This is a genomic window from Candidatus Obscuribacterales bacterium, from assembly GCA_019744775.1.
In the GTDB taxonomy this organism is placed as follows: Bacteria; Cyanobacteriota; Vampirovibrionia; order Obscuribacterales; family Obscuribacteraceae; genus SBAT01.
In genome coordinates this window covers 373,685-393,563 of record JAIETZ010000003.1, presented here as the reverse complement: position 1 = coordinate 393,563, position 19,879 = coordinate 373,685, and the positions used below count along the sequence as shown (strand labels likewise).

General features: G+C 46.9%; 16 protein-coding genes. 13 read left to right on the top strand and 3 right to left on the bottom strand.

What is annotated here, in order from left to right; all coding sequences use genetic code 11:
* Positions 1 to 53 precede the first annotated feature (53 nt).
* Both K2Y22_08475 and K2Y22_08470 read left to right on the top strand, forming a co-directional pair.
* Entirely contained in the window at positions 54 to 1,403 is a 1,350-nt protein-coding gene (locus tag K2Y22_08475; GenBank protein MBX9878480.1) for an amidohydrolase family protein, read from the top strand.
* A 148-nt stretch (positions 1,404 to 1,551) separates the two neighbouring features.
* Complete coding sequence (locus K2Y22_08470; GenBank protein MBX9878479.1) at positions 1,552 to 2,247, top strand: GGDEF domain-containing protein; 696 nt, start codon at positions 1,552 to 1,554, stop codon at positions 2,245 to 2,247.
* A gap of 72 nt (positions 2,248 to 2,319) precedes the next feature.
* On the opposite strand, the gene K2Y22_08465 is transcribed toward K2Y22_08470, so the two are convergent.
* On the bottom strand, positions 2,320 to 4,314 hold the full coding sequence (locus K2Y22_08465) for a tetratricopeptide repeat protein (protein MBX9878478.1): 1,995 nt from the start codon (positions 4,312 to 4,314) through the stop codon (positions 2,320 to 2,322).
* Between the two features lie 373 nt (positions 4,315 to 4,687).
* Here K2Y22_08465 and ppsA point away from each other — a divergent pair, with 373 nt between their 5' ends.
* From ppsA to K2Y22_08440, 5 genes are read left to right on the top strand one after another with little or no spacing between them, the layout of a single operon-like run.
* Entirely contained in the window at positions 4,688 to 7,102 is a 2,415-nt protein-coding gene (ppsA, locus tag K2Y22_08460; GenBank protein ID MBX9878477.1) for a phosphoenolpyruvate synthase, read from the top strand.
* Between the two features lie 45 nt (positions 7,103 to 7,147).
* On the top strand, positions 7,148 to 8,704 hold the full coding sequence (gene secD / locus K2Y22_08455) for a protein translocase subunit SecD (protein MBX9878476.1): 1,557 nt from the start codon (positions 7,148 to 7,150) through the stop codon (positions 8,702 to 8,704).
* Complete coding sequence (gene secF, locus K2Y22_08450) at positions 8,701 to 9,657, top strand: protein translocase subunit SecF (protein MBX9878475.1); 957 nt, start codon at positions 8,701 to 8,703, stop codon at positions 9,655 to 9,657. The genes secD and secF overlap by 4 nt, the downstream gene beginning before the upstream one ends.
* A gap of 42 nt (positions 9,658 to 9,699) precedes the next feature.
* The gene (locus K2Y22_08445) at positions 9,700 to 9,972 is read left to right on the top strand and encodes a hypothetical protein (protein MBX9878474.1); all 273 of its coding nucleotides are present in this window, start codon (positions 9,700 to 9,702) and stop codon (positions 9,970 to 9,972) included.
* Positions 9,969 to 10,751 (top strand): SDR family oxidoreductase, encoded by a 783-nt coding sequence (locus K2Y22_08440; protein MBX9878473.1) that lies wholly within the window; start codon positions 9,969 to 9,971, stop codon positions 10,749 to 10,751. The genes K2Y22_08445 and K2Y22_08440 overlap by 4 nt, the downstream gene beginning before the upstream one ends.
* Before the next feature lie 3 nt (positions 10,752 to 10,754).
* Here the strand turns inward: K2Y22_08440 and queG are convergent, their stop codons facing one another.
* Positions 10,755 to 11,786 (bottom strand): tRNA epoxyqueuosine(34) reductase QueG, encoded by a 1,032-nt coding sequence (queG, locus tag K2Y22_08435; GenBank protein MBX9878472.1) that lies wholly within the window; start codon positions 11,784 to 11,786, stop codon positions 10,755 to 10,757.
* Here queG and queA point away from each other — a divergent pair.
* Positions 11,785 to 12,891 carry a tRNA preQ1(34) S-adenosylmethionine ribosyltransferase-isomerase QueA gene (queA, locus tag K2Y22_08430; protein MBX9878471.1) on the top strand — a complete coding sequence of 369 codons (1,107 nt, stop codon included), beginning with the start codon at positions 11,785 to 11,787 and terminating at the stop codon, positions 12,889 to 12,891. The genes queG and queA overlap by 2 nt on opposite strands.
* A 3-nt stretch (positions 12,892 to 12,894) precedes the next feature.
* On the opposite strand, the gene K2Y22_08425 is transcribed toward queA, so the two are convergent.
* Positions 12,895 to 13,479, bottom strand: coding sequence for a hypothetical protein (locus K2Y22_08425; protein ID MBX9878470.1), 585 nt, complete (start codon positions 13,477 to 13,479; stop codon positions 12,895 to 12,897).
* A gap of 589 nt (positions 13,480 to 14,068) precedes the next feature.
* On the opposite strand from K2Y22_08425, the gene K2Y22_08420 reads away from it, so the two are divergent.
* The 5 genes from K2Y22_08420 (at position 14,069) to kdpC (ending at position 19,873) form a co-directional block, all read left to right on the top strand.
* Positions 14,069 to 15,127: a hypothetical protein gene (locus K2Y22_08420; GenBank protein MBX9878469.1), complete on the top strand. Its 1,059-nt coding sequence runs from the start codon at positions 14,069 to 14,071 to the stop codon at positions 15,125 to 15,127.
* A 97-nt stretch (positions 15,128 to 15,224) separates the two neighbouring features.
* Positions 15,225 to 15,314 carry a K(+)-transporting ATPase subunit F gene (kdpF, locus tag K2Y22_08415; protein MBX9878468.1) on the top strand — a complete coding sequence of 30 codons (90 nt, stop codon included), beginning with the start codon at positions 15,225 to 15,227 and terminating at the stop codon, positions 15,312 to 15,314.
* Positions 15,315 to 15,328: 14 nt separating this feature from the next.
* On the top strand, positions 15,329 to 17,119 hold the full coding sequence (kdpA, locus tag K2Y22_08410; GenBank protein ID MBX9878467.1) for a potassium-transporting ATPase subunit KdpA: 1,791 nt from the start codon (positions 15,329 to 15,331) through the stop codon (positions 17,117 to 17,119).
* Between the two features lie 24 nt (positions 17,120 to 17,143).
* Positions 17,144 to 19,258 (top strand): potassium-transporting ATPase subunit KdpB, encoded by a 2,115-nt coding sequence (kdpB, locus tag K2Y22_08405; protein ID MBX9878466.1) that lies wholly within the window; start codon positions 17,144 to 17,146, stop codon positions 19,256 to 19,258.
* Positions 19,259 to 19,267: 9 nt separating this feature from the next.
* Positions 19,268 to 19,873: a potassium-transporting ATPase subunit KdpC gene (gene kdpC, locus K2Y22_08400; protein MBX9878465.1), complete on the top strand. Its 606-nt coding sequence runs from the start codon at positions 19,268 to 19,270 to the stop codon at positions 19,871 to 19,873.
* Positions 19,874 to 19,879: the final 6 nt, after the last annotated feature.

The following is a 19,879-nucleotide window of genomic DNA, read 5'->3' as shown; positions in this document are numbered from 1 at the left end:
GCCCTAACTGTAGTACAACAACATTTAGTACTTAGCCGAGCTTTACCAACTTCATGCCAAACGACAACAACTATCTAGCACTTACCGCCCGCTGGGTATTGCCTATTGATGATCCGCCCATCGAAAACGGCGTCGTTGTCGTCAAAGGACGCGAAATATCATCGGTCTGCACTCGCGATGAGTTCAATTCCACAGGACAAAAAATTACCAAAGACTACGGGCAGGCAATAATTACTCCCGGTCTAATCAACCTGCACACCCATTTGGACTACTCGGACCTTGCACTATTTGATACGCAATCCGGGTTCTTCAAATGGATAAGCAATCTCATGGCTAACGCCTGGAAATGGGGCGATGACCAATGGAAACAGTCAGCTCTAAACGGTGCGTGCGCAATTGCTCAATCAGGCACGACTCTTATCGTCGACTCTTCTTTTACAGGGCAAGCGGCCAATGCAGCGGCGCAAGTCGGGCTGCGCGCCATTGTCGGGCTGGAAGTTTTCGGCATTGAGGAAGAAACATCGCAAGCTGTTTGGCAATCGTGGCTGCAAAAATATCACAACTTCATGACGGCTTCGCCAAATGAGCTGAAATCGGCTATTGATGCCGGTTTTATTACAATGACAGTAGCGCCGCATACGCCTTACACAGTCTGTCCTTCGCTCTGGCAACATGCAAAAGACTGGGCAGACTCACAGGGGCTGCCGGTTTTAGTGCATATTTCAGAGTCACAACAAGAATGCGAATGGATTCACACAGGCAATGCAGAGCTTGAAGCATTTTTGGTGAACATGCCGAAATCGGGTTCTGAAGCCAATTACAGTTGGCGCGGCAAAGGACTGTCTCCAGTAGAACACTTAGATAGTTGGGGTTTGCTCAGCAGCAACACCTTAGCCGCCCATGCCGTCCACTTAAGTGACAAGGATATTGAACTTCTCAAAAAGGCTCAGGTAGCCATTGCCCATTGTCCGCGCAGCAACAGCCGTTTGCGCAATGGTGTCGCTCGCCTTCTAAAGATGGTTGAGTCGGGTCTACATGTAGGCTTCGGCACAGATAGTTCCGCCTCTGTAGATGACCTGAATGTCTTAAATGAAGCGCGTTTTGCCTGGAATTTGCACCGCGCTGTAAACCCGGCATTTTCACTTTCAGCCAAGGAAGCCATCGAAGCATTAACCATAATTGCCGCCCATGCGGTTGGTCTGTCCGATAAGGTCGGGACCCTTACACCGGGCAAAGAAGCCGATATTTCTGTGTTTGCAATTGACGGTGTTTATCGGCCGGAGACGGCTCCCTATGATCTTTTGCTCTATGGGGGCACCTCGGCAACTGACGTTTTTGTCGGTGGAAAGCCAATTGTAGAGGGCAGAAAAGTGACCGCAATGGCTCACCAGATGCCAGTTTGAGGCATAAAGCCCTTATTATTAGGCCAATTTAAATATTTCATCTATACTGGTCTCATCGGGTTTGACCGAAAGCCAGCCAGGGAACATAGGCCCTGAGTAGTTTTAGGACAGTCTCAGCAGTTAGTACACAATCAGTCAGGTAACAGTCATGGCAGGAATGAAAGACCATATTTGCAGTCAAAATTGCATGTTTTGCCGGGTATTAGAGTCCCCGCAACGCACTAAGCAAGCCGTACAACGCCAAGCTGTCGACAGTCAGGTTATGGAACGGGTTAAGGAGCTGGAGCAACGCAGCCTTTTGTCTAACACGCAGGCTACATTGACCTCCGCAAAGACCGAAGACTTAGAGCGTCTTGCTCTATTGGATTCACTCACGGAACTCTACAACTCCAGAACATTTTTGAAGGAATTGAAGGATGAAATTAAGCGCGGCAAGCGCTACAAGCGTCCTGTCTCTTTAGCCATGATCTCCATCGATGGCTTTAAGGAAATTCACCGCCAATACGGAGCGCTAACAGGGGACGCCGTATTGAAAGTTGTAGCTAATGTTCTGCGCACAAGTATCCGTGACGTAGATATTGCGGCTCGTTACAGCGCCGAAGAATTTGCCATTATCTTCCCGGAAACAAACACTTCGGGAGCATCAGTGGTGGCAGAAAGATTGAGACAGCGCATAGGCACTCAAGCCATCACGCACAACTGGCACAACCTCAAAGTGACAGCCTCAATAGGACTGGCATCTTTCCCAACGCACGCACGCGAGCACGACGAGTTAATCGCCCGCTCAGTACAAGCGCTCGAATTAGCAGTCCAACGCGGCGGCGACAGAGCCTGCACTGTGTAATACAGCAAGCAAAAGAAACAAATAGAAAGGGCAGGTCAATGACCTGCCCTTTCTTCTATCTATTGGCTCAACTTAGCTCTGGCTTCTGCCTTGAGCTTGCGCTTTCATCTCCAACTTGTAGGCTTTACCGTCAAGCTGTTGAATGTGCTTGTCGAGTTTAGCTTTTTCCTTTTCAGGCAAGCTGGTATCAAGTGCCATGTAGGCCTTGTACTGAGTTATCGCTTCGCGAATATCACTGGAAGCCAACGGACGCTGTCTTTCCAATGTCTTAGCAAGACCGATACGTGCTTGCGCTACTTTCGGATCATCGTAAATAGCAGCATGGTACTTATCGATGGACGAAGCCAATTGCTTCTTCATGGCCAGGTCTTGCGCCATGTTCAAGTCTTGCTTAGCTTGTTCACGAGCTTTAGCACAGAGTGCCAAACCACGCTTAGCGCGCTCAGCGGTACCTGAACCCGGCATTGTTGATGCCTTGTTGTAGGCTGACTCAGCAGCGTTCAAGTCTTTGATCATCAAAGCGAGATCACCTATTGCAAATACTTGCTTTGGATCATTTGCTTTGGAGATAACCATATTCATTTGGCTATCTGCATCAGCGAACTTATTTTGTGCCAGCAATGCTTCAGCGTATGCAATTCTTTCGCCATCGTTGGTCGGTGTGCCGATTGCGCTTAAGTCAACAGGCTTACCGGACAATGCGCGCATTTTTGCTTGAGCCAAACGCAATTCCATATTGTTTGGATTCAAGTTGATTGCTTGCTGGATCATTTGCTCAGCTTGCTCGTAGTCGTTAGACGACAAGAAAGCGTTTGCCGAGTCCTTTTGTGCTTTCAAGTAATAGGCACGAGTCAAACCTTGAGCAGCAGGAACGCTGTTTGGCGTTTGCGACAAAATAGTTTGGTACTCTTTGATTGCTTGATCAAGTTTGTCCAAGGACAAGCACTCATCACCTATGCGCTGACGCAATTCAGGATTGGTCGGCATCAATTCCAAAGCTGAGCGCAATTCAGCGATGGACAATTCGGTGTCGCCACGATTTTCGCGAATATCAGCAATGTGCAAATAAGCAGAAGCGTTTTCCGGCTTAATGCTTATAGATTGCTTGTATTCTTTAATTGCTGCAACGGTATTACCTTGGGCTTCATATGCTTCACCCATGGCTAAGCGTGCCGGACCGCTGTTTGGATATTGATACAAGGATGTATTCAATTCCTTAATAGCAGCGTCCAACTGTCCCAGCTTAAGGTAGGTCTTACCCAAACCAAAGTGAGCAGTTGAATTGCCGGAGTTGATTTGAATTGCGTGCTTGAAAGCATCTTGGGCTTCAGCCAACGATTCTTGCGAAAGCTTGCAGAGACCCAAGCCGGTGTAAGCATCGGAGAAGTTCCCGTCAATTTTGATGGCTGCGCGGAATGAATTGGCTGCATCATCCAATCTTCCTTGCTCCTTCAACACTTGACCCATGTTGTAGTTGGCTTCTGGTGACTTGGAGTCAATTTGCAAAGCCGTGTTACATTCTTGCCAGGCTTGTTGCAGGATCGAATCACGATTTTTGATAATCGTGTTGTTGGATGATTGCAAACGGTTCAATAGAACCATAGCTTTAGCACTGTGTGCAGCAGCATTGTTTGGGTCGAGTTGAATTGCTTTATCCAATTGCGTATCAGCAGCATCAAGTTTGAACTGCTTGCCCAAAGCTGTTCCATAGCCAACAAGGGCTTGGATATTCTTTGAGTCTTGATTCATGGCTTGATAATAAAGGTCAGCAGCGTCAGCATACTTACCTTTCAACATCAAATCATCGGCTGCTTTAATGTCTGTTTGAATGCGTCCTTTTAGGACTTCACTCTTGCTCTGTGTAAGGGCATTAGCTGGTACAGCGGAAGCGCTGAAGACAACCAAGCCACTCATTACAGACAGACTAGCTGCCAGCAACAGGCGTTTATGACTTATCTTACGCTCCGGCTTCGCTTCACTCAGCCTGCGCTCGCTATCCAGCGATTCACACCTCACAGCGACCTGCTCGTCGCAGCTCTTGTTCGGCTGATACTTCATTCCAAACATTCGAATCCTCCTAAGTCAACATCACTCACGCAGGACGCGAGTGGAACGGGTACGAATTTACATGCTTGACTTCAATAAACTATGAACTCCCTGGTCAAAGGGAGCTTAATGGCACTTCGGTAAACATGTCTGTTGGAAAATGCGCCTGCTGCGTGTCAACCTATGCAAAATCCGGCTAAAGCCTGATCCCTCTTAGCTCACGGCGGCTTTCATTTTCCGACTGATAACCAAAAGTGCTATCGGGCAAAGCCTATGTGTAAAGAAGTTAGAAATTTTCTTTGATCCACAGGCTTTTACCCACCTGACAACGGGAACCTTGGCTAAGCTAAATGTATCTGACGCTTGGAGTCATCCCCCGCTTGCAGGTGCTTCTATGGCTAAATACATTGCCTGGTTTGAGGAAATTGGACTGGACGATGTCCCGCTGGTTGGAGGTAAAAATGCTTCTCTGGGCGAGATGATTCAAACCCTTTCAGCCGGCGGTATTCCTGTGCCGGGTGGATTTGCCATAACAGCAGAAGCCTATACCGAACTAATTACTACAAATGGACTGCGAAGCCATTTAGACAAATTGCTTACCGGTTTGGACAAGAACAACATTGAAGAACTTGCCCGCGCCGGACAGTCCGCGCGAGCCTTAATTAAAGATGTCGGCTTGCCACCACAAGTAGTGGCGGACATAAAGGAAGCCTACAAGCAATTGGAAGAGCGTTATGGACGCAATCTAGACGTTGCCGTTCGTTCAAGTGCCACTGCCGAAGATTTGCCGGAAGCTTCCTTTGCCGGACAGCAAGAAACGTTTTTGAATATACGCGGTGAAGGCGCCCTACTCGATGCTTGTCTTGCCTGCATGGCGTCACTGTTTACCGACCGAGCAATTGCCTATCGCATAGATCAAGGTTTCGATCATCTGTCGGTAAAGCTTTCAGTCGGCGTTCAAAAAATGGTTCGCTCGGATCTTGCCTCGTCCGGCGTCATCTTTACGCTTGATCCTGAATCCGGTTTCCGCGACGTCATTCTTGTTACTTCTTCTTATGGACTAGGTGAAAACATTGTGGCAGGCAGAGTTGATCCCGATGAATTCATTGTTTTCAAACCAACTCTAAAAGCAGGGCTCAGACCTATCCTCAGGCGCAAACTTGGAGCCAAACAAATGCGCATGGTCTATTCAGGTCATGGCACACGCACAACAGAAAATGATCCTGTTTTGGCAGCTGAAAGAGAAAAATTCAGCCTTTCAGATGATCAAGTACTGAAGCTTGCTCAATGGGCGCTTGCTGTAGAAGAACATTATTCGAAACGTTATGGCAAAGAAACAGCGATGGATATTGAGTGGGCGCTGGACGGTCTCGACAATAAACTCTATTTAGTACAAGCACGCCCGGAAACCGTGCACACAATTAAAGACACGCAAGTGTTAGAAACTTACAGACTTGAATCAACCAGCGAAGTTCTTCTCAAGGGACGTGCCATCGGTGAACGCATCGGCGCCGGCGCAGCACGAGTAATTCCATCAGTAAGAGAACTTGCGTCATTTAAAGATGGGGAAGTTCTTGTCACCGACATGACTGATCCAGATTGGGAACCAATAATGAAACGTGCAGCAGCCATTGTCACCAATCGCGGTGGGCGGACCTGCCACGCTGCAATTGTCAGTCGAGAAATTGGTGTGCCTTGTGTTGTCGGTACACACCACGCAACAGATATTTTGAAGAGCGGAGCCAACATAACCGTCTGCTGTGCACAAGGCGATCAAGGACTTGTCTATTCAGGACAATTACCGTTTACCAGAAACAGAGTGCATCTGGATAAACTACCTAAGATCCGCACTAAGCTAATGCTCAATTTAGGCAACCCGGAACAAGCACTTTCCGTTTCTCAGTTACCTGTCGACGGCGTTGGACTTGCTCGACTGGAATTCATTATTGCCGACGAAGTAAAAGTTCATCCACTAGCACTGACTAGGTTTTCCGATTTAAAAGACCAGCAAGCAGCCGAAGCCATAACCAAACTAACTAGAGACTATCCAAGTCGCGAGCAATACTTTATAGACAAATTATCCGAAGGCGTAGCCATTATCGCTGCCGCCTTTTATCCACGTCCAATCATTGTACGTATGTCCGATTTCAAAACAAACGAATACGCCAATTTGCTCGGAGGCAAACAGTTCGAACCGTTGGAAGAAAACCCCATGATTGGTTTCCGTGGTGCTTGCCGCTATTACGACGAGCGCTACAAAGACGGTTTTGCCTTGGAATGCAGGGCTCTGTCAAAAGTTAGAGACAAAATGGGTCTGTCTAACGTAAAAGTGATGATTCCATTTTGCCGCACACCGGAAGAAGGAAGGCTAGTCATTGAGGAGATGCGTCGCAACGGTTTGCGTCAGGGTGAAAACGGACTGGAAGTATACGTCATGTGCGAACTGCCATCCAATGTAATGATGGCGACAGAATTTGCCGAAGTCTTCGATGGCTTTTCGATTGGCTCAAATGACCTGACCCAACTCACCCTTGGATTAGATCGAGACAATGAAATCATTGCTAGATTGTTCGACGAAAGAAACGACGCAGTTAAAAGAACTATTGCAGCCGCCATTAAAGCTGCTAAAGCTGCCGGAAAACCAATAGGTATATGCGGACAGGCACCTTCTGATTATCCGGAGATAGTCAAGTTCCTTATAGAACAGGAAATAGACAGCATTTCGCTCACCGAAGACGCGGTCATCAAGACCTTGATCATGCTTGCTAAAGCTGAGTCGGAAGTGGCCAATGGAGTCGCGGCTTCCTAGACATACAGTAGATAAGGTAGGTCTAGTGCGCTAGAATCTGCCCCTATGAACTTAATAACAAAAAATTGGAAGCTACTTGCCGTCATCGGCGTCTTCATTTGGTCTATTTGCAACCTCTTCACAATAGTGCCCGTAAGCACTATCGAAGACTGGAAACACTTATCTGATTTGCCGCCGGAAGAGCTGCAAAAAGAAGTGATGTCCCGCGTCGAGAAAACGCCGGGCTGGGACAAGATGAATAACTTTGAGCACGAAGATCTCATCAAGCGTGCCTTCGATGATGCGTCGCTCGGCAATAACGTCCAAGTTATAGCCAAGTCACACGGCTATGCTTTATATACGGATTTGAAACTCGGCTTGGACTTGCGCGGCGGCAGCCAATTGTTGCTGCAAGCGTTGCCATCTAAGTTGGTGCCGGAAATTACACCTGAAGTAATGAAGGGCGTTGAGACAGTAATCAACAACCGAATCAACAGCTTAGGTGTTTCCGAGACACTTGTACAACGCGCAGGCGCTGATCGTCTTCTTGTAGAAATGCCCGGTGTCAAAGACCCGCAACAAGCAAAAGACAGAATCGGTACAACCGCTTTGTTAGAGTTCAAAGAATTGGATATGGGACTCGACGGCAAACCAGTCTGGACTGATGTTGGTTTAACTGGAGCAGAATTCAAACACGCTCAAGCTCAACCAATGGTTTCCGGTGGCACCTGGAGAATTGTTTTTGAATTCAAACCAGATGGCGCCAAGAAATTTGGTGAACTTACATCCCGCTTAGTCGGCAGACAAATAGGTATTTTCCTTGATGGTGTACCGACAGAGCGTGGAGCCGATGGTCGTCCATTGCCGCTAGACGAATATCGCGGTATCAACGTCCGCGAGCCGATTATGGCAGGCAGTGGCGAGATAACCGGTAACTTCACCCGTGAACAAGCAGTTGACTTGGCAGTTAAATTGAATGCGGGCGCTCTACCAGTGCCGGTAAAAATTCTCGAAGAGCGCACAGTCGGTGCCACGCTTGGACAAGACTCAATTCAAAAGAGTTTGATTGCCGGTGTTGTCGGTATCGCGCTTGTCATGCTCTTTATGATTTGCATTTACGGTATCGCTGGAATGGTGGCAAACATCGCCTTGATTCTCTATACAATTACAACGCTGGCAATTTTCAAAACCATACCTGTAACTTTGACGCTTGCCGGTATTGCCGGTTTCATCCTGTCAGTTGGTATGGCTGTTGACGCAAATATTCTTATATTCGAACGTACAAAAGAAGAACTAAAAGCAGGAAAGAATTTATTCCTTGCTATTGAAGCTGGATTCTCCCGGGCGTTCAGCTCCATTTTTGACAGTAACGTCAACAGCTTAATTGCCTGCGGCGTGCTGATCATATTTGGTACTTCGATAGTAAAAGGATTTGCAGTCACACTGGCAATCGGTGTCGGCGTCTCGATGTTCAGCGCCATCACCGCTACTCGCGTGCTGTTACACTTCATCCCCAAAGAAATTGGTCTGTTTGGTCACAAGTACGACCAGAAGCGTGCTCAAGGTAAAGCGCAAGCTCCAAAGAGCGCCCTATTTTCTTCAGACAAGGGCCGGACAAAATGAAAAACGTACATGTAGACATCGTCAAATATCGCTGGATATGGATCGGCATTTCGCTGGTTATTACAGTGCCTGGTATCATCGGGATTCTGCTGTGCCTAATGCAATTCCATGCACCATTGAAGCCGGGCATTGACTTTACCGGCGGCTCAATTCTTCAGTACCAATTTGACAAGCCCGTAACTCTTGATGAAGTCCGTGGCGTTCTGGAAAAAGCCGGATTTGAAGGCTCACAAGTTCAGCAAGCAAATATTTCCGGTGGCGATGCAATGGTCATGCGCACCAGAGCAATTGAAAGCGAAGAAGAGAAACACAAGCTAGATGATGCTTTGACTGCACAATTGGGTCACTTCAAGGCACTCTCGGTAGACAAAGTTAGCGCAACCGTTGGACCAGAACTGTTAACAGCAGGACTAGTGGCACTTATCGTAACCTTTGCCATGATGGTGGCTTATATTTCTTATCGCTTCATGTTTGACTACGCTATGTGCGCAATTATTGCCTTATTCCACGATGTGCTTGTCTTGTGTGGCATCTTTGCCATTCTAGGTTTAGCCATAGGCACAGAGGTAGATAGCTTATTTATTTCTGCCGTACTTACCGTAATTGGTTTTTCTGTGCACGACACCATCGTTGTATTCGACAGAGTTAGAGAAAACGTGAAGTTTGTCGGATCTAAAGCAACGAACAGCAAAGGCGAGGAATATCGCAAAACGTTTGGCGATGTTGCCAATGACAGTGTTAATCAAACGCTGGCACGTTCGCTCTACACCTCACTCACCGTTATCATCACTTTGTCTGCCTTGTATTTCCTCGGTGGCTCCACCACCAAGGACTTCGTTCTGGCAATGTTAATTGGTATTATTTCCGGTACTTATTCCTCCATCTTCAATGCAAGCTGCTTGCTTGTCTGGTGGCGCGAATTGAAAGCATCCAGAAAACTGAAGACTGCTTAACAGTAAAGGCATCCCGACAACTTCTAACCTAGGACAGCTCAAATGAATATGCCTGAATCTGACGAAGAAAAATGGAACTTGTTGGCTCGCCACGAAAGATTGGGAGAGATTTTGCTGAAGCTGGGCAAAATCAATTTGAAGCAGTTGGATGAATTGATGCAAGAAAAAATCAACTCCGACAAGCAATTTGGCGAATTGATTGTGGCTAAAGGCATCATGTCCAAAGCCGAAATCGAATCAGCTTTGAAGCTGCAGGAAAAAGCCGAAGAAGAATTTGTTGATTCGGTCGAAGAACTCAAAGACAAGCACAAGTGAGATTTACAGGTAGGGCAGCACTCGTAACAGGTGGTGGCTCAGGCATTGGCAAAGCCACCGCGATTGCTTTTGCTAAAGACGGCGCATCTGTCTGCGTAGTAGATATCGATGCTGTTTCAGCTGAAAAAACTGTTTCCGAAATCAAAACCGCTGGAGGCAAGGCAATTGCCGTAGCCGGAGATATTGCCTTGCCCTCAACGGCTACTAACGCTGTTTCCGGTTGCGTAAAAACTTTTGGTGGCGTCGATTTCCTCTTCAATAATGCCGGTGTCGAATTCATCTCGCCCTTGATGGAAACATCAGAATCAGACTGGGATCGTGTCATGGATGTGAACATGAAAGGCACTTATCTCATTACAAAAGCTTGCTTGGAAGTTATGGTTCCAAAGAAATTCGGTGTAATAACAAACAACGCATCTGATGCAGGACTGCGCGGCATAAAAGTGAACGCAGCCTACAGCTCATCTAAAGCCGGCATCATTCACATGACACGCAGCCTTTCTCTCGACTATGCTTCGCAAGGCATTCGCACAAATTGCATTTGCCCCGGCTGCATTCGCACCCCACTTTGCGAACGCTTCAACGCCGAAGTAGGCGCTCGCAAAGGTATATCCGGCGAGCAAGCCCTACAAGAATTCGTCGAAGCAAATATCCCCATGCAACGCGTCGGCACCCCCGAAGAAGTTGCCTCTGTCGTCACCTTCCTGTGCTCCGACGACGCCCGCTATATAAACGGCGCAATTATTCCAATCGACGGCGGATTAACAGCCGGTATGTAGAGTTCAGTATTGCTTGAGCGCCCATTCAGCGTGCTCGATCAACATTGGGTCTTCTTCTTGCTTGATGAATTGACGAATCTTGTCCGTACCGCCGACCGGTTTTTTATTTCCAATAACGACAAGTGCATTACGCAACATGCCGCGACGCTTTGGTCGTCTTACTGCCGAACGCACAAAGCGCTCGTGAAAGGCTTCGTCTGATTTTATTTCCAGAAGATCGAATAGATCTATATGATGTCCTACTCCTGACTCCGGTTGAAATTCCCTCCATTGTGTCACCGATGGACGTTGGTTGTAGGGACAAACTTCCTGGCAGACATCACAGCCGAAGACCCAGTCACCAAGCGATTTGCGCAACTCTAACGGAATGCCACCTTTATTCTCAATCGTTAGGTAGGAAATGCAGAGCCCAGCATTTACTGTTCCTGGTTCAATAATTGCATTTGTCGGGCAGATGTTGCCGCAGCGGAAGCACTGTCCGCATGTGCCCTGATACTTCTCATCAGGTTCAATTTCTAAATCGGTAAACAACTCAGCAATAAAATTGTAGGAGCCGAGCAGTTTCGGTCCAATTATCAAAGTGTGTTTTCCAATAAAGCCTAGTCCGGAGCGGGCGGCAAAGCCTTGTTCCAAAAGTGCCACATCGTCCGTGTATGCCTTGCCGATGAGCGGTCTGCCCAGTTTTGTTTCGAGCTGTGTCTTAAGTTCTCTTAGTTTTGCTCGCAGGACAACGTGATAGTCCAAACCCACGGCGTAGCGGGCGACTCGCCCATAGTGGTCACCTGGCGAAGGGGGCACTTCAGTGTAATAGCTGGCAGAAACGACAATGGCTGAACGGGCGGAGGGATACAGAAGTTGGGGAGATGTCCTAAAATGTGGGTTGCGCTTCAAATAGTCCATGCCTGCGGCATAGCCCCGAGCAAGCCAGCGCTCAAATTCTGCCCTTTCCGCCTCCATCGGCTCAAGTGAGCCAATCACGCAACGGGCAAAGCCCAAAGACTCCGTTACTTCAGAGATTACAGCCTTTAAATTCATGTCTCAGCATTCCACATCAGCCAATTGTACATACTCACTGGATGATTTTGCCTATGATCTGCCACCGGAGCTAATTGCTCAGGAGCCGTCGGAGGTTAGGCACACGTCTCGACTTATGCACGTTGGTAGAGAAGAGTCCAAAATTGCCCATCATAAGTTTTCTGATTTACCCAAACTGCTTCGCTCAGGCGATGTATTGGTAGTTAACGACACACGGGTAATTCCAGCCCGACTAACTGCTCGCCGAACAACTGGCGGCATTATAGAAATACTTCTCTTGCGTCCGGAGACCAATTCCACAGGACAAACATCTCACTGCTGGCTGGCTTTAGCCACGCCATTAAAGCGTTTAAAACCTGGCGAAGTATTGGAAGTAGAGACAAGTAATGCCAAGCACGAAATTCGCGTTAAAGACATTGTCTTGAGTGAAGACGGACAGAAAAGACTGCTTGTTGATCTAGGCACACAAGACAAAGTCTATGCACTCTTGTCTCAAATCGGCTTTGCGCCCTTGCCACCGTATATTCATCGCGAGCATCAAGAGAATTTGCGCAGCAAAGATTTGGAAAGATATCAAACTGTTTTCGCAAAGAGTCCAGGTGCTGTGGCAGCCCCTACTGCGGGATTACACTTTTCTGATGAGCTACTTGCACAATTGCAATCGCAAGGAATCGAAATTGCCAAAGTTACGCTGCACGTAGGTCCCGGTACTTTCAAACCGATTACCTCTTCGCTTGAAGAACACACTATTGAGTCTGAACAGCTTAGTGTTCCTCGAGAAACAGCTGAAATAGTAAACAAAGCACTCGCTGAAAAAAGACGCGTTATCGCAGTCGGCACTACATCCTGTCGAGCACTTGAGACTGCAGGCAGCTCAGGCAAACTCGTGCCCATCGAATCATCGCAGACATCGCTCTATATTCAGCCTGGATACCAGTTCAAAATACTGAGCGGCTTAATTACAAACTTCCACTTAAGCAAATCAAGTCTGTTAGTTCTCGTATCTGCCTTCGCCGGACATGGACTGATCATGAATGCTTACAAAGAAGCCATTGATGAACGTTATCGGTTTTTCAGTTACGGCGACGCCATGCTAATTACTTAGACTTTAGTCGAGTTGCACTCGTTCGATGTCGCCAAATTTGAGAAAACGCTTTTCTTGATGCCCCTTAGCCTGCTGAAAGTCGAGTACTTCTTCAACACTTCTCCGTCTGGAGTTTTCCGGAAAGCGCAATAACTTTGCTTTCTTATTAAGCTCGTAAACGGATTTAACAACTAGCGCATCATATTCAGCGTAACCGGAAGGCTCGACTATTTCGGCCTTCAAAACCTTTTGATCAGAGCCAATCACAAAATCAACTCCGGCATGAACACCAGTAGGAAATTTTGACTCGACTCGACGAGTGGCCAAATTGATTTCCTGACCATCCCAACTGTTAATGTGTTTGACCATATTGCTGTTAACTTGCTGGGCTACTTTGTTGCGCCAAATATCCCATTCGATTAATAGCTCACGGCTACTTGCATCCGGATCCCAAATTTCTGCATGACTGCTGCCACTGTGCTTAAGGTGTTTCTCCACACCACCCTGCAGCAAAACAGGAGCGTTGAAATCTACGCTTGTGTCAAGTTTGGCCTCACCGGCTTTATAGTCTGATCCGTCCAATTGTCCGCCCCTCTGAATAAGCGCCATTCTAGGTGCAGTTCCGATCCATTAAAATGGGGCAATTACGCAATATTGACAATTTGGGCATCGCTACCCAACCATACTAGAGTCACTGCCTTATTGATACCGTCTTAATAAGCTGGCATCGTATCTTGACACCTTGTTGATTACTTTTAGCTTATATTACTTTTGCGTGCCTGCGGCAAAGCAGTGCAAACAGTCTATTTTGGATATGCAAATGATTCGTAATAACAAGGGTTATACATATAACGCTCTACCTGAAAGCACCAGGGTCAACTTACTATTACTACTCATACTGAGTGTGGCGGTGTTCTGCTTTTATCTTGGAACATTCTTCCAGAGTAGCCAGCATACAACAATCACAAAGCTGCAAGACGAGCATAAGATGGTTCAGGGCCGTTTTGGGCATCGCAGTGCCGAATATGCTCCCATACCGGGGAAATAAATCCGGTGTAATTGACACGAATTTGATATTGATAAACTCCAACTTGATGCTTTGTTAATTGATAGACTTGTACTCTGTTGCTCGATCTTTGAGATCGCCTGCGCTGTAGCGACAGTCAGGCAAATACATTGTCGACTGGAGGTTAGTCAAATGTTACTTGGTAATCGTCTTTGTGCCGGACTTTTAGTTTTAGCTACAAGTTCCGTGTCTCCTTGTCAGGCACAAATGAATATAGCGACGAGTCAACCAGCAGAGTCTAGCGCCAACATTGAGAAATTACCACCGAGAATTTTGAAAACTGGTATCACTTTAAATACTGATGGCATTTCGCCCAATTCATTGCAGTTGGCCAATAACATAGGCCTTACCGCCTTACTGGAAAATATTCACTCTCTGCGTGCTCGAGTGAATTCACTTAATACAACTCCTTCGCTGGAATCATTAGATGCCCGGCAGAATCTAGCCGAAGAAGTGCAAAGGTCCTATTTATTAATCCAAAAAACAGACCTAGAAGTGGACTTCACCCTTTCAGAAATTGAGAATGAGTATCAGCATTGCCAAGAAATTTTGGCGACATTTACAAATGACAGAGACAAGGCCATTGCTCGCATGAACGCCTTAAGTTTCATCAGCAACGGCGCTTTATGGGCTGTCACCGAAGCCTTGGCTATTCCCACTTATAAAAATGCCAAATTTGCCATACCTTCAGGAATTATTGGTATTCCCGCAGGACTGGTTCCTTCAGTTGCTTCGATGTGGACCTTGAAGCAGCTAAAAGGAAAGAAGATGACTTCGGATGTCGATCCAAACATGCTGGCAAAATTATTCAATTATCCCGGCAATAGTGAAGTTGATTATCCGCGTTCAGTTTGGACATTTCTTCATCAAGTTCCTGCAAGCGAGTCGAATGGTAAAACCAGACTTGCCCAGCTTACCGATCGCTGGATAGCCGATGCTAACATGCCTGGCTTTACCGATAGAAGCTCGAAAAAACAGTTGGGTGTCCTTACCGGTAGCGTAGCACAACGTAAAGGACTGTCCATAGATTCCCTTACCGCTCGCACAATAATGTTGGATCAACTAGCGTGTGAGATTTTAAAAATGAAGCGCATGCTGCTTGAACTAGCCATGGTTGTGCAAGGCGAAAAGCAAATGACTGCCAGCGCACCGCATGCTGAAGGCCGCTTGCCGCAGATCGGAATGCACTAATGCTTGACGTTTTTTACATCGTCTTTTCAATTGTGCTGTTTCTTGTGGGTAGCCTGTATGTCCATGGTTGCCACAAGGTCTAGCAAGGAAATTACCCATGTCTTTTGACAATATTATTGCTGGATCAACAGCAGCAGCATTGCTCGTCTATCTGCTGTTTGCTCTGCTCTTTCCAGAGCGGGTTTAAAAAAGGAGTTACACGTGACCGCTATCGGTTGGTTCCAGATTTTGCTTTTTGCCGTAATAATTGCTTTATGCGCTAAACCGCTTGGCGCCTATATCTATGCCGTCCTAGAAAGCAAGAACCATTTTTTAAGCAGACTATTAAGACCGCTCGAGACAAACTCGTATCGACTCGTAGGCATTGATCCCCATCATGACATGACTTGGATAGAGTACACCCAATCTCTTTTGGCATTTTCGTTAGTATCCCTGCTGTTTACTTACGCAGTCTTGCGCTTACAAGGCCTGCTGCCGTTCAATCCCATGCAGTTTTCCACTGCTAATGCCCCAAGTTGGGCTACTGCGCTGACACCGGACTTAGCATTTAATACAGCTATGTCTTTCACAACAAATACTAACTGGCAGGCGTATAGCGGCGAAAACACTTTATCCTATCTTTCCCAAATGCTTGGTCTGGCATTTCACAACTGGGTTTCCGCAGCAGCAGGCATTGTAGTGGCAGTTGCCCTCATCCGTGGTTTTGCCAGACGAACGGCCCAGGGCTTAGGGAACTTTTGGGCTGACATGACTCGTACTTGTTTATATATTCTCTTGCCTATTTGCTTTGTTTACAGTTTGTTTCTGGTCTATCAGGGCGTACCACAAAACTTCAATGCTTATACAGAAGCAGCGACCATCGAAGGCAGCAAACAAATTATTCCGCAAGGGCCCATAGCTTCCCAAGAAAGCATAAAAATGCTGGGCACCAATGGTGGTGGTTTCTTAAATGCCAACAGTTCGCATCCGTTTGAAAACCCGACTCCCTTAAGCAACTTTATTCAATTGCTAAGCATCTTTCTCATACCAGCTGCACTCACCTACACTTTTGGTAGGGCTATCGGTGACACACGCCAGGGTTGGACTCTGCTTTCTGCAATGTTCTTATTATTCTTTGCCGGTGTCTTTATCTGCTATCACTTCGAAGCTCAAGGGAATCCTAATGTCGCCCGACAAAATGTAGAAATTTCCACAAAAGCCCTTGGTGACACAGGTGGCAATATGGAGGGCAAAGAAGTACGCTTTGGCTTGGCTAATTCGGCACTTTTTGCCACCGTCACAACCGATGCCAGCTGTGGAGCGGTTAACTCCATGCATGATTCCTACACGCCTTTAGGCGGGCTGATTCCGTTGCTCAATATTCAACTTGGCGAGATAGTTTTTGGTGGTGTTGGAGCAGGTCTCTACGGCATGCTTATCTATGCCGTTCTGACAGTTTTCATAGCTGGTTTGATGGTTGGCAGGACTCCTGAATATGTTGGCAAGAAAATAGAGAAGAAAGAAGTAAAAATGGCTATGTTGTTCGTTTTAGCAGCCGCCTTTTGCATTCTAGTTTTCACCGGTTTGGCTTGTGTACTCAACCTACCGGAGAAGAGTTTCCTCAATCCCCAGGGGGCAACTTGGAACAACATCAATAATAGTGGGCCGCATGGACTCTCAGAAATACTCTATGCCTTCTCTTCGGCTACCGGTAATAACGGCTCAGCCTTTGCCGGCATTTCAGTAAACACACCCTTTTACAATACTCTCTTGGCTTTAGCCATGTTCGTTGGCCGCTTTCTGATGATTGTTCCAGTCCTGGCAATGGCCGGTTCACTTGCCCAAAAGAAGTATGTTCCAGCTACGAGCGGAACCTTTCCGACTTACACCTGGTTATTCACCCTTCTTTTAATTAGCATTATTTTGATAGTAGGCGCCTTGACGTTTTTTCCGGCATTAACGCTTGGCCCAATAGTCGAGCATTTCCTTATGAATGAACATCGCCTCTTCTAATTTCACGCAACAGGGCACATTTCCATGCAAGATCTAGACATTATCCCACCTAAGAAAAAGACCAAACCACTCTTTGATCCGCTAATTGTAAAAAGAGCCGGCAAAGATGCTTTTCTCAAGCTACACCCAAGACATTTAGCAAAAAATCCAGTCATGCTTGTTGTCGCTGTGGGTAGTCTCGTTACAATGATTTTGCTTGCGCGTAATATATGTTCCGGCATAAACCATTCCGAGTTTATCTTTGAAATACAAATTACACTCTGGCTTTGGGCTACTGTTTTTTTTGCTAATTTTGCTGAAGCTATGGCCGAAGGACGCGGAAAAGCTCAAGCTGACACGCTCAAACGTGGGCGCAAAGAAGCCATTGCTCTCCGTGAATTAGCTGGTGGTAAGACTGAATCCGTAGCAGCCACCGAGCTAAAGAAAAACGACATAGTATTTGTAAAAGCCGGTGAAGTCATCCCTTCGGATGGTGAAGTAATCGAAGGTGTAGCCACAGTCAACGAGAGCGCCATAACAGGTGAATCAGCGCCGGTTATCAGAGAAAGTGGCGGCGACCGCAGCGCGGTTACAGGCGGCACAACGGTTCTGTCTGACTGGCTGCGTATTCGGATAACCGTAGATCCCGGTCAAACCTTTTTAGACCGAATGATATCGCTAGTCGAAGGTGCTGCCCGGCAAAAGACCCCTAATGAGATAGCTCTAGACATTTTGCTCGCCGGCTTGACCATTGTTTTCCTTTTGGCGGTATCGACCCTTTTACCTTATTCAATTTACTCTGTGCACTCGGCGGGTGCCGGTAAGGCACCAGATGTCTTCTCTCTTATTTCTCTACTGGTTTGCCTCATTCCAACTACAATTGGCGGACTGCTTTCAGCAATTGGTATTGCCGGCATGGATAGAGTTTTGCAGCACAACGTCCTGGCAATGAGCGGCAAAGCAGTTGAAGCGGCAGGCGATGTGGACACCCTCTTGCTTGATAAAACCGGCACGATTACTTTGGGTAATCGCCAGGCAGTCGAATTTGTACCCGCGCCTGGTGTGAGTATCGAAGAACTTGCTGACGCTGCTCAATTATCTTCTCTTTCTGATGAAACACCGGAAGGCAGATCTATTGTTGTTTTGGCAAAACAACATGGATTGAGAGAGAGAGAGTTGTCCACAAGGGAACCGGAATTCATTCCCTTTACTGCTCAGACGCGTATGAGTGGAGTAAATATCAACGACAATGAAATTCGCAAAGGGGCCTCAGAAGCCATATTTAAATTTGTGAAAGCCAATAATCTTCCGGTAACAGCAGAAGTCGAGAAGTCTGTTACCAGCATAGCTCAGTCCGGTGGCACACCGCTGGCGGTGGCTGACAGCAAAAGAGGCGTCCTTGGTGTGGTTCATTTAAAAGATGTTGTAAAAGGCGGTATGAAAGAACGCTTTTTACAATTAAGAGCTATGGGTATTCGCACAATAATGATTACGGGTGACAACCCGTTGACTGCAGCGGCGATTGCCAGCGAAGCTGGGGTTGATGACTTTTTGGCCGAAGCTACGCCTGAGGCAAAAATGCAATTAATTCAAAAAGAACAGACAGGTGGACGTCTTGTAGCAATGACCGGGGATGGTACTAACGACGCTCCAGCCTTAGCAGCAGCCGATGTTGGAGTGGCTATGAACACCGGCACTCAAGCAGCCAAAGAAGCCGGCAACATGATTGATCTTGATTCCAACCCAACTAAATTAATCGAGGTAGTAGAAATTGGCAAACAGCTCTTAATGACACGCGGCGCATTAACAACATTTTCCATTGCCAACGACGTAGCCAAATACTTCGCTATCCTGCCGGCTATGTTCGGCACACTTTACGCACTAGCACCTGGACAGCATGGACCCTTGTGGCAGTTGAACATTATGGGATTGCACTCTCCTGAGTCAGCCATACTTTCAGCCGTTATCTTTAACGCTCTGGTCATTGTTGCCTTAATTCCTCTTGCCCTACGTGGTATCAAGTATCGGCCAATGAGTGCCGAGGCTTTGCTGTCGCGCAATCTTTTGATTTATGGCTTGGGCGGTCTCATTGTGCCATTTCCTGGAATTTGGCTCATAGATCAGATAGTCGTTTTAATGCGCCTGGCTCCTGCCACCTAAGAGGAATAAATGATGTTATCTCAAATTGCCCCTGCTATCAGATTAACCGTACTGCTGGCGATTGCTACGGGAATTATCTTTCCGTTCGTTATTACCGCAATTGCCCAGCTAATGCTTCCCCATCAATCAAATGGCTCTTTGATAGCCATTAACCAACAGACAGTTGGTTCTGAGCTTTTGGGACAGCTTTTTGTCAAGCCGGAATATTTTCACGGGCGCCCATCTGCCGCCGGATCCGGATATAGCGGCGAGTCCTCATCTGGTACCAACTATGGTCCAACATCTAAGAAACTCATTCTTGGCGGTGCTTCTTTTGCCGGCGTAAAACAATTGGCTGAAAACTATCGCAAAGAAAATAATTTAGGGACAGACATCCTGGTGCCTGTAGACGCCGTTACCCGATCATCATCAGGACTGGATCCTGATATCAGTCCGCAAAACGCCCTTTTGCAATCAGAAAGAGTCGCGCAAGCAAGAGGCATTAATTCAAATGCCGTGAATGAACTTATCAAGAGACATACTAACAACAGAGATTTGGGGTTGTTCGGTCAACCACGGGTTAATGTCTTACAATTGAATCTGGCACTGGATTCACTGAAACAAACGAAGCAATAGTAAGGC

Bases quoted from the DNA above. Each gene is read 5' to 3' on its own strand.
- K2Y22_08475 (MBX9878480.1), top strand. From the start codon at position 54: ATGCCAAACGACAACAACTATCTAGCACTTACCGCCCGCTGGGTATTG.
- K2Y22_08470 (MBX9878479.1), top strand. From the start codon at position 1,552: ATGGCAGGAATGAAAGACCATATTTGCAGTCAAAATTGCATGTTTTGC.
- K2Y22_08465 (MBX9878478.1), bottom strand. From the start codon at position 4,314: ATGTTTGGAATGAAGTATCAGCCGAACAAGAGCTGCGACGAGCAGGTC.
- ppsA (MBX9878477.1), top strand. From the start codon at position 4,688: ATGGCTAAATACATTGCCTGGTTTGAGGAAATTGGACTGGACGATGTC.
- secD (MBX9878476.1), top strand. From the start codon at position 7,148: ATGAACTTAATAACAAAAAATTGGAAGCTACTTGCCGTCATCGGCGTC.
- secF (MBX9878475.1), top strand. From the start codon at position 8,701: ATGAAAAACGTACATGTAGACATCGTCAAATATCGCTGGATATGGATC.
- K2Y22_08445 (MBX9878474.1), top strand. From the start codon at position 9,700: ATGAATATGCCTGAATCTGACGAAGAAAAATGGAACTTGTTGGCTCGC.
- queA (MBX9878471.1), top strand. From the start codon at position 11,785: ATGTCTCAGCATTCCACATCAGCCAATTGTACATACTCACTGGATGAT.
- queG (MBX9878472.1), bottom strand. From the start codon at position 11,786: ATGAATTTAAAGGCTGTAATCTCTGAAGTAACGGAGTCTTTGGGCTTT.
- K2Y22_08425 (MBX9878470.1), bottom strand. From the start codon at position 13,479: ATGGCGCTTATTCAGAGGGGCGGACAATTGGACGGATCAGACTATAAA.
- K2Y22_08420 (MBX9878469.1), top strand. From the start codon at position 14,069: ATGTTACTTGGTAATCGTCTTTGTGCCGGACTTTTAGTTTTAGCTACA.
- kdpF (MBX9878468.1), top strand. From the start codon at position 15,225: ATGTCTTTTGACAATATTATTGCTGGATCAACAGCAGCAGCATTGCTC.
- kdpB (MBX9878466.1), top strand. From the start codon at position 17,144: ATGCAAGATCTAGACATTATCCCACCTAAGAAAAAGACCAAACCACTC.
- kdpC (MBX9878465.1), top strand. From the start codon at position 19,268: ATGATGTTATCTCAAATTGCCCCTGCTATCAGATTAACCGTACTGCTG.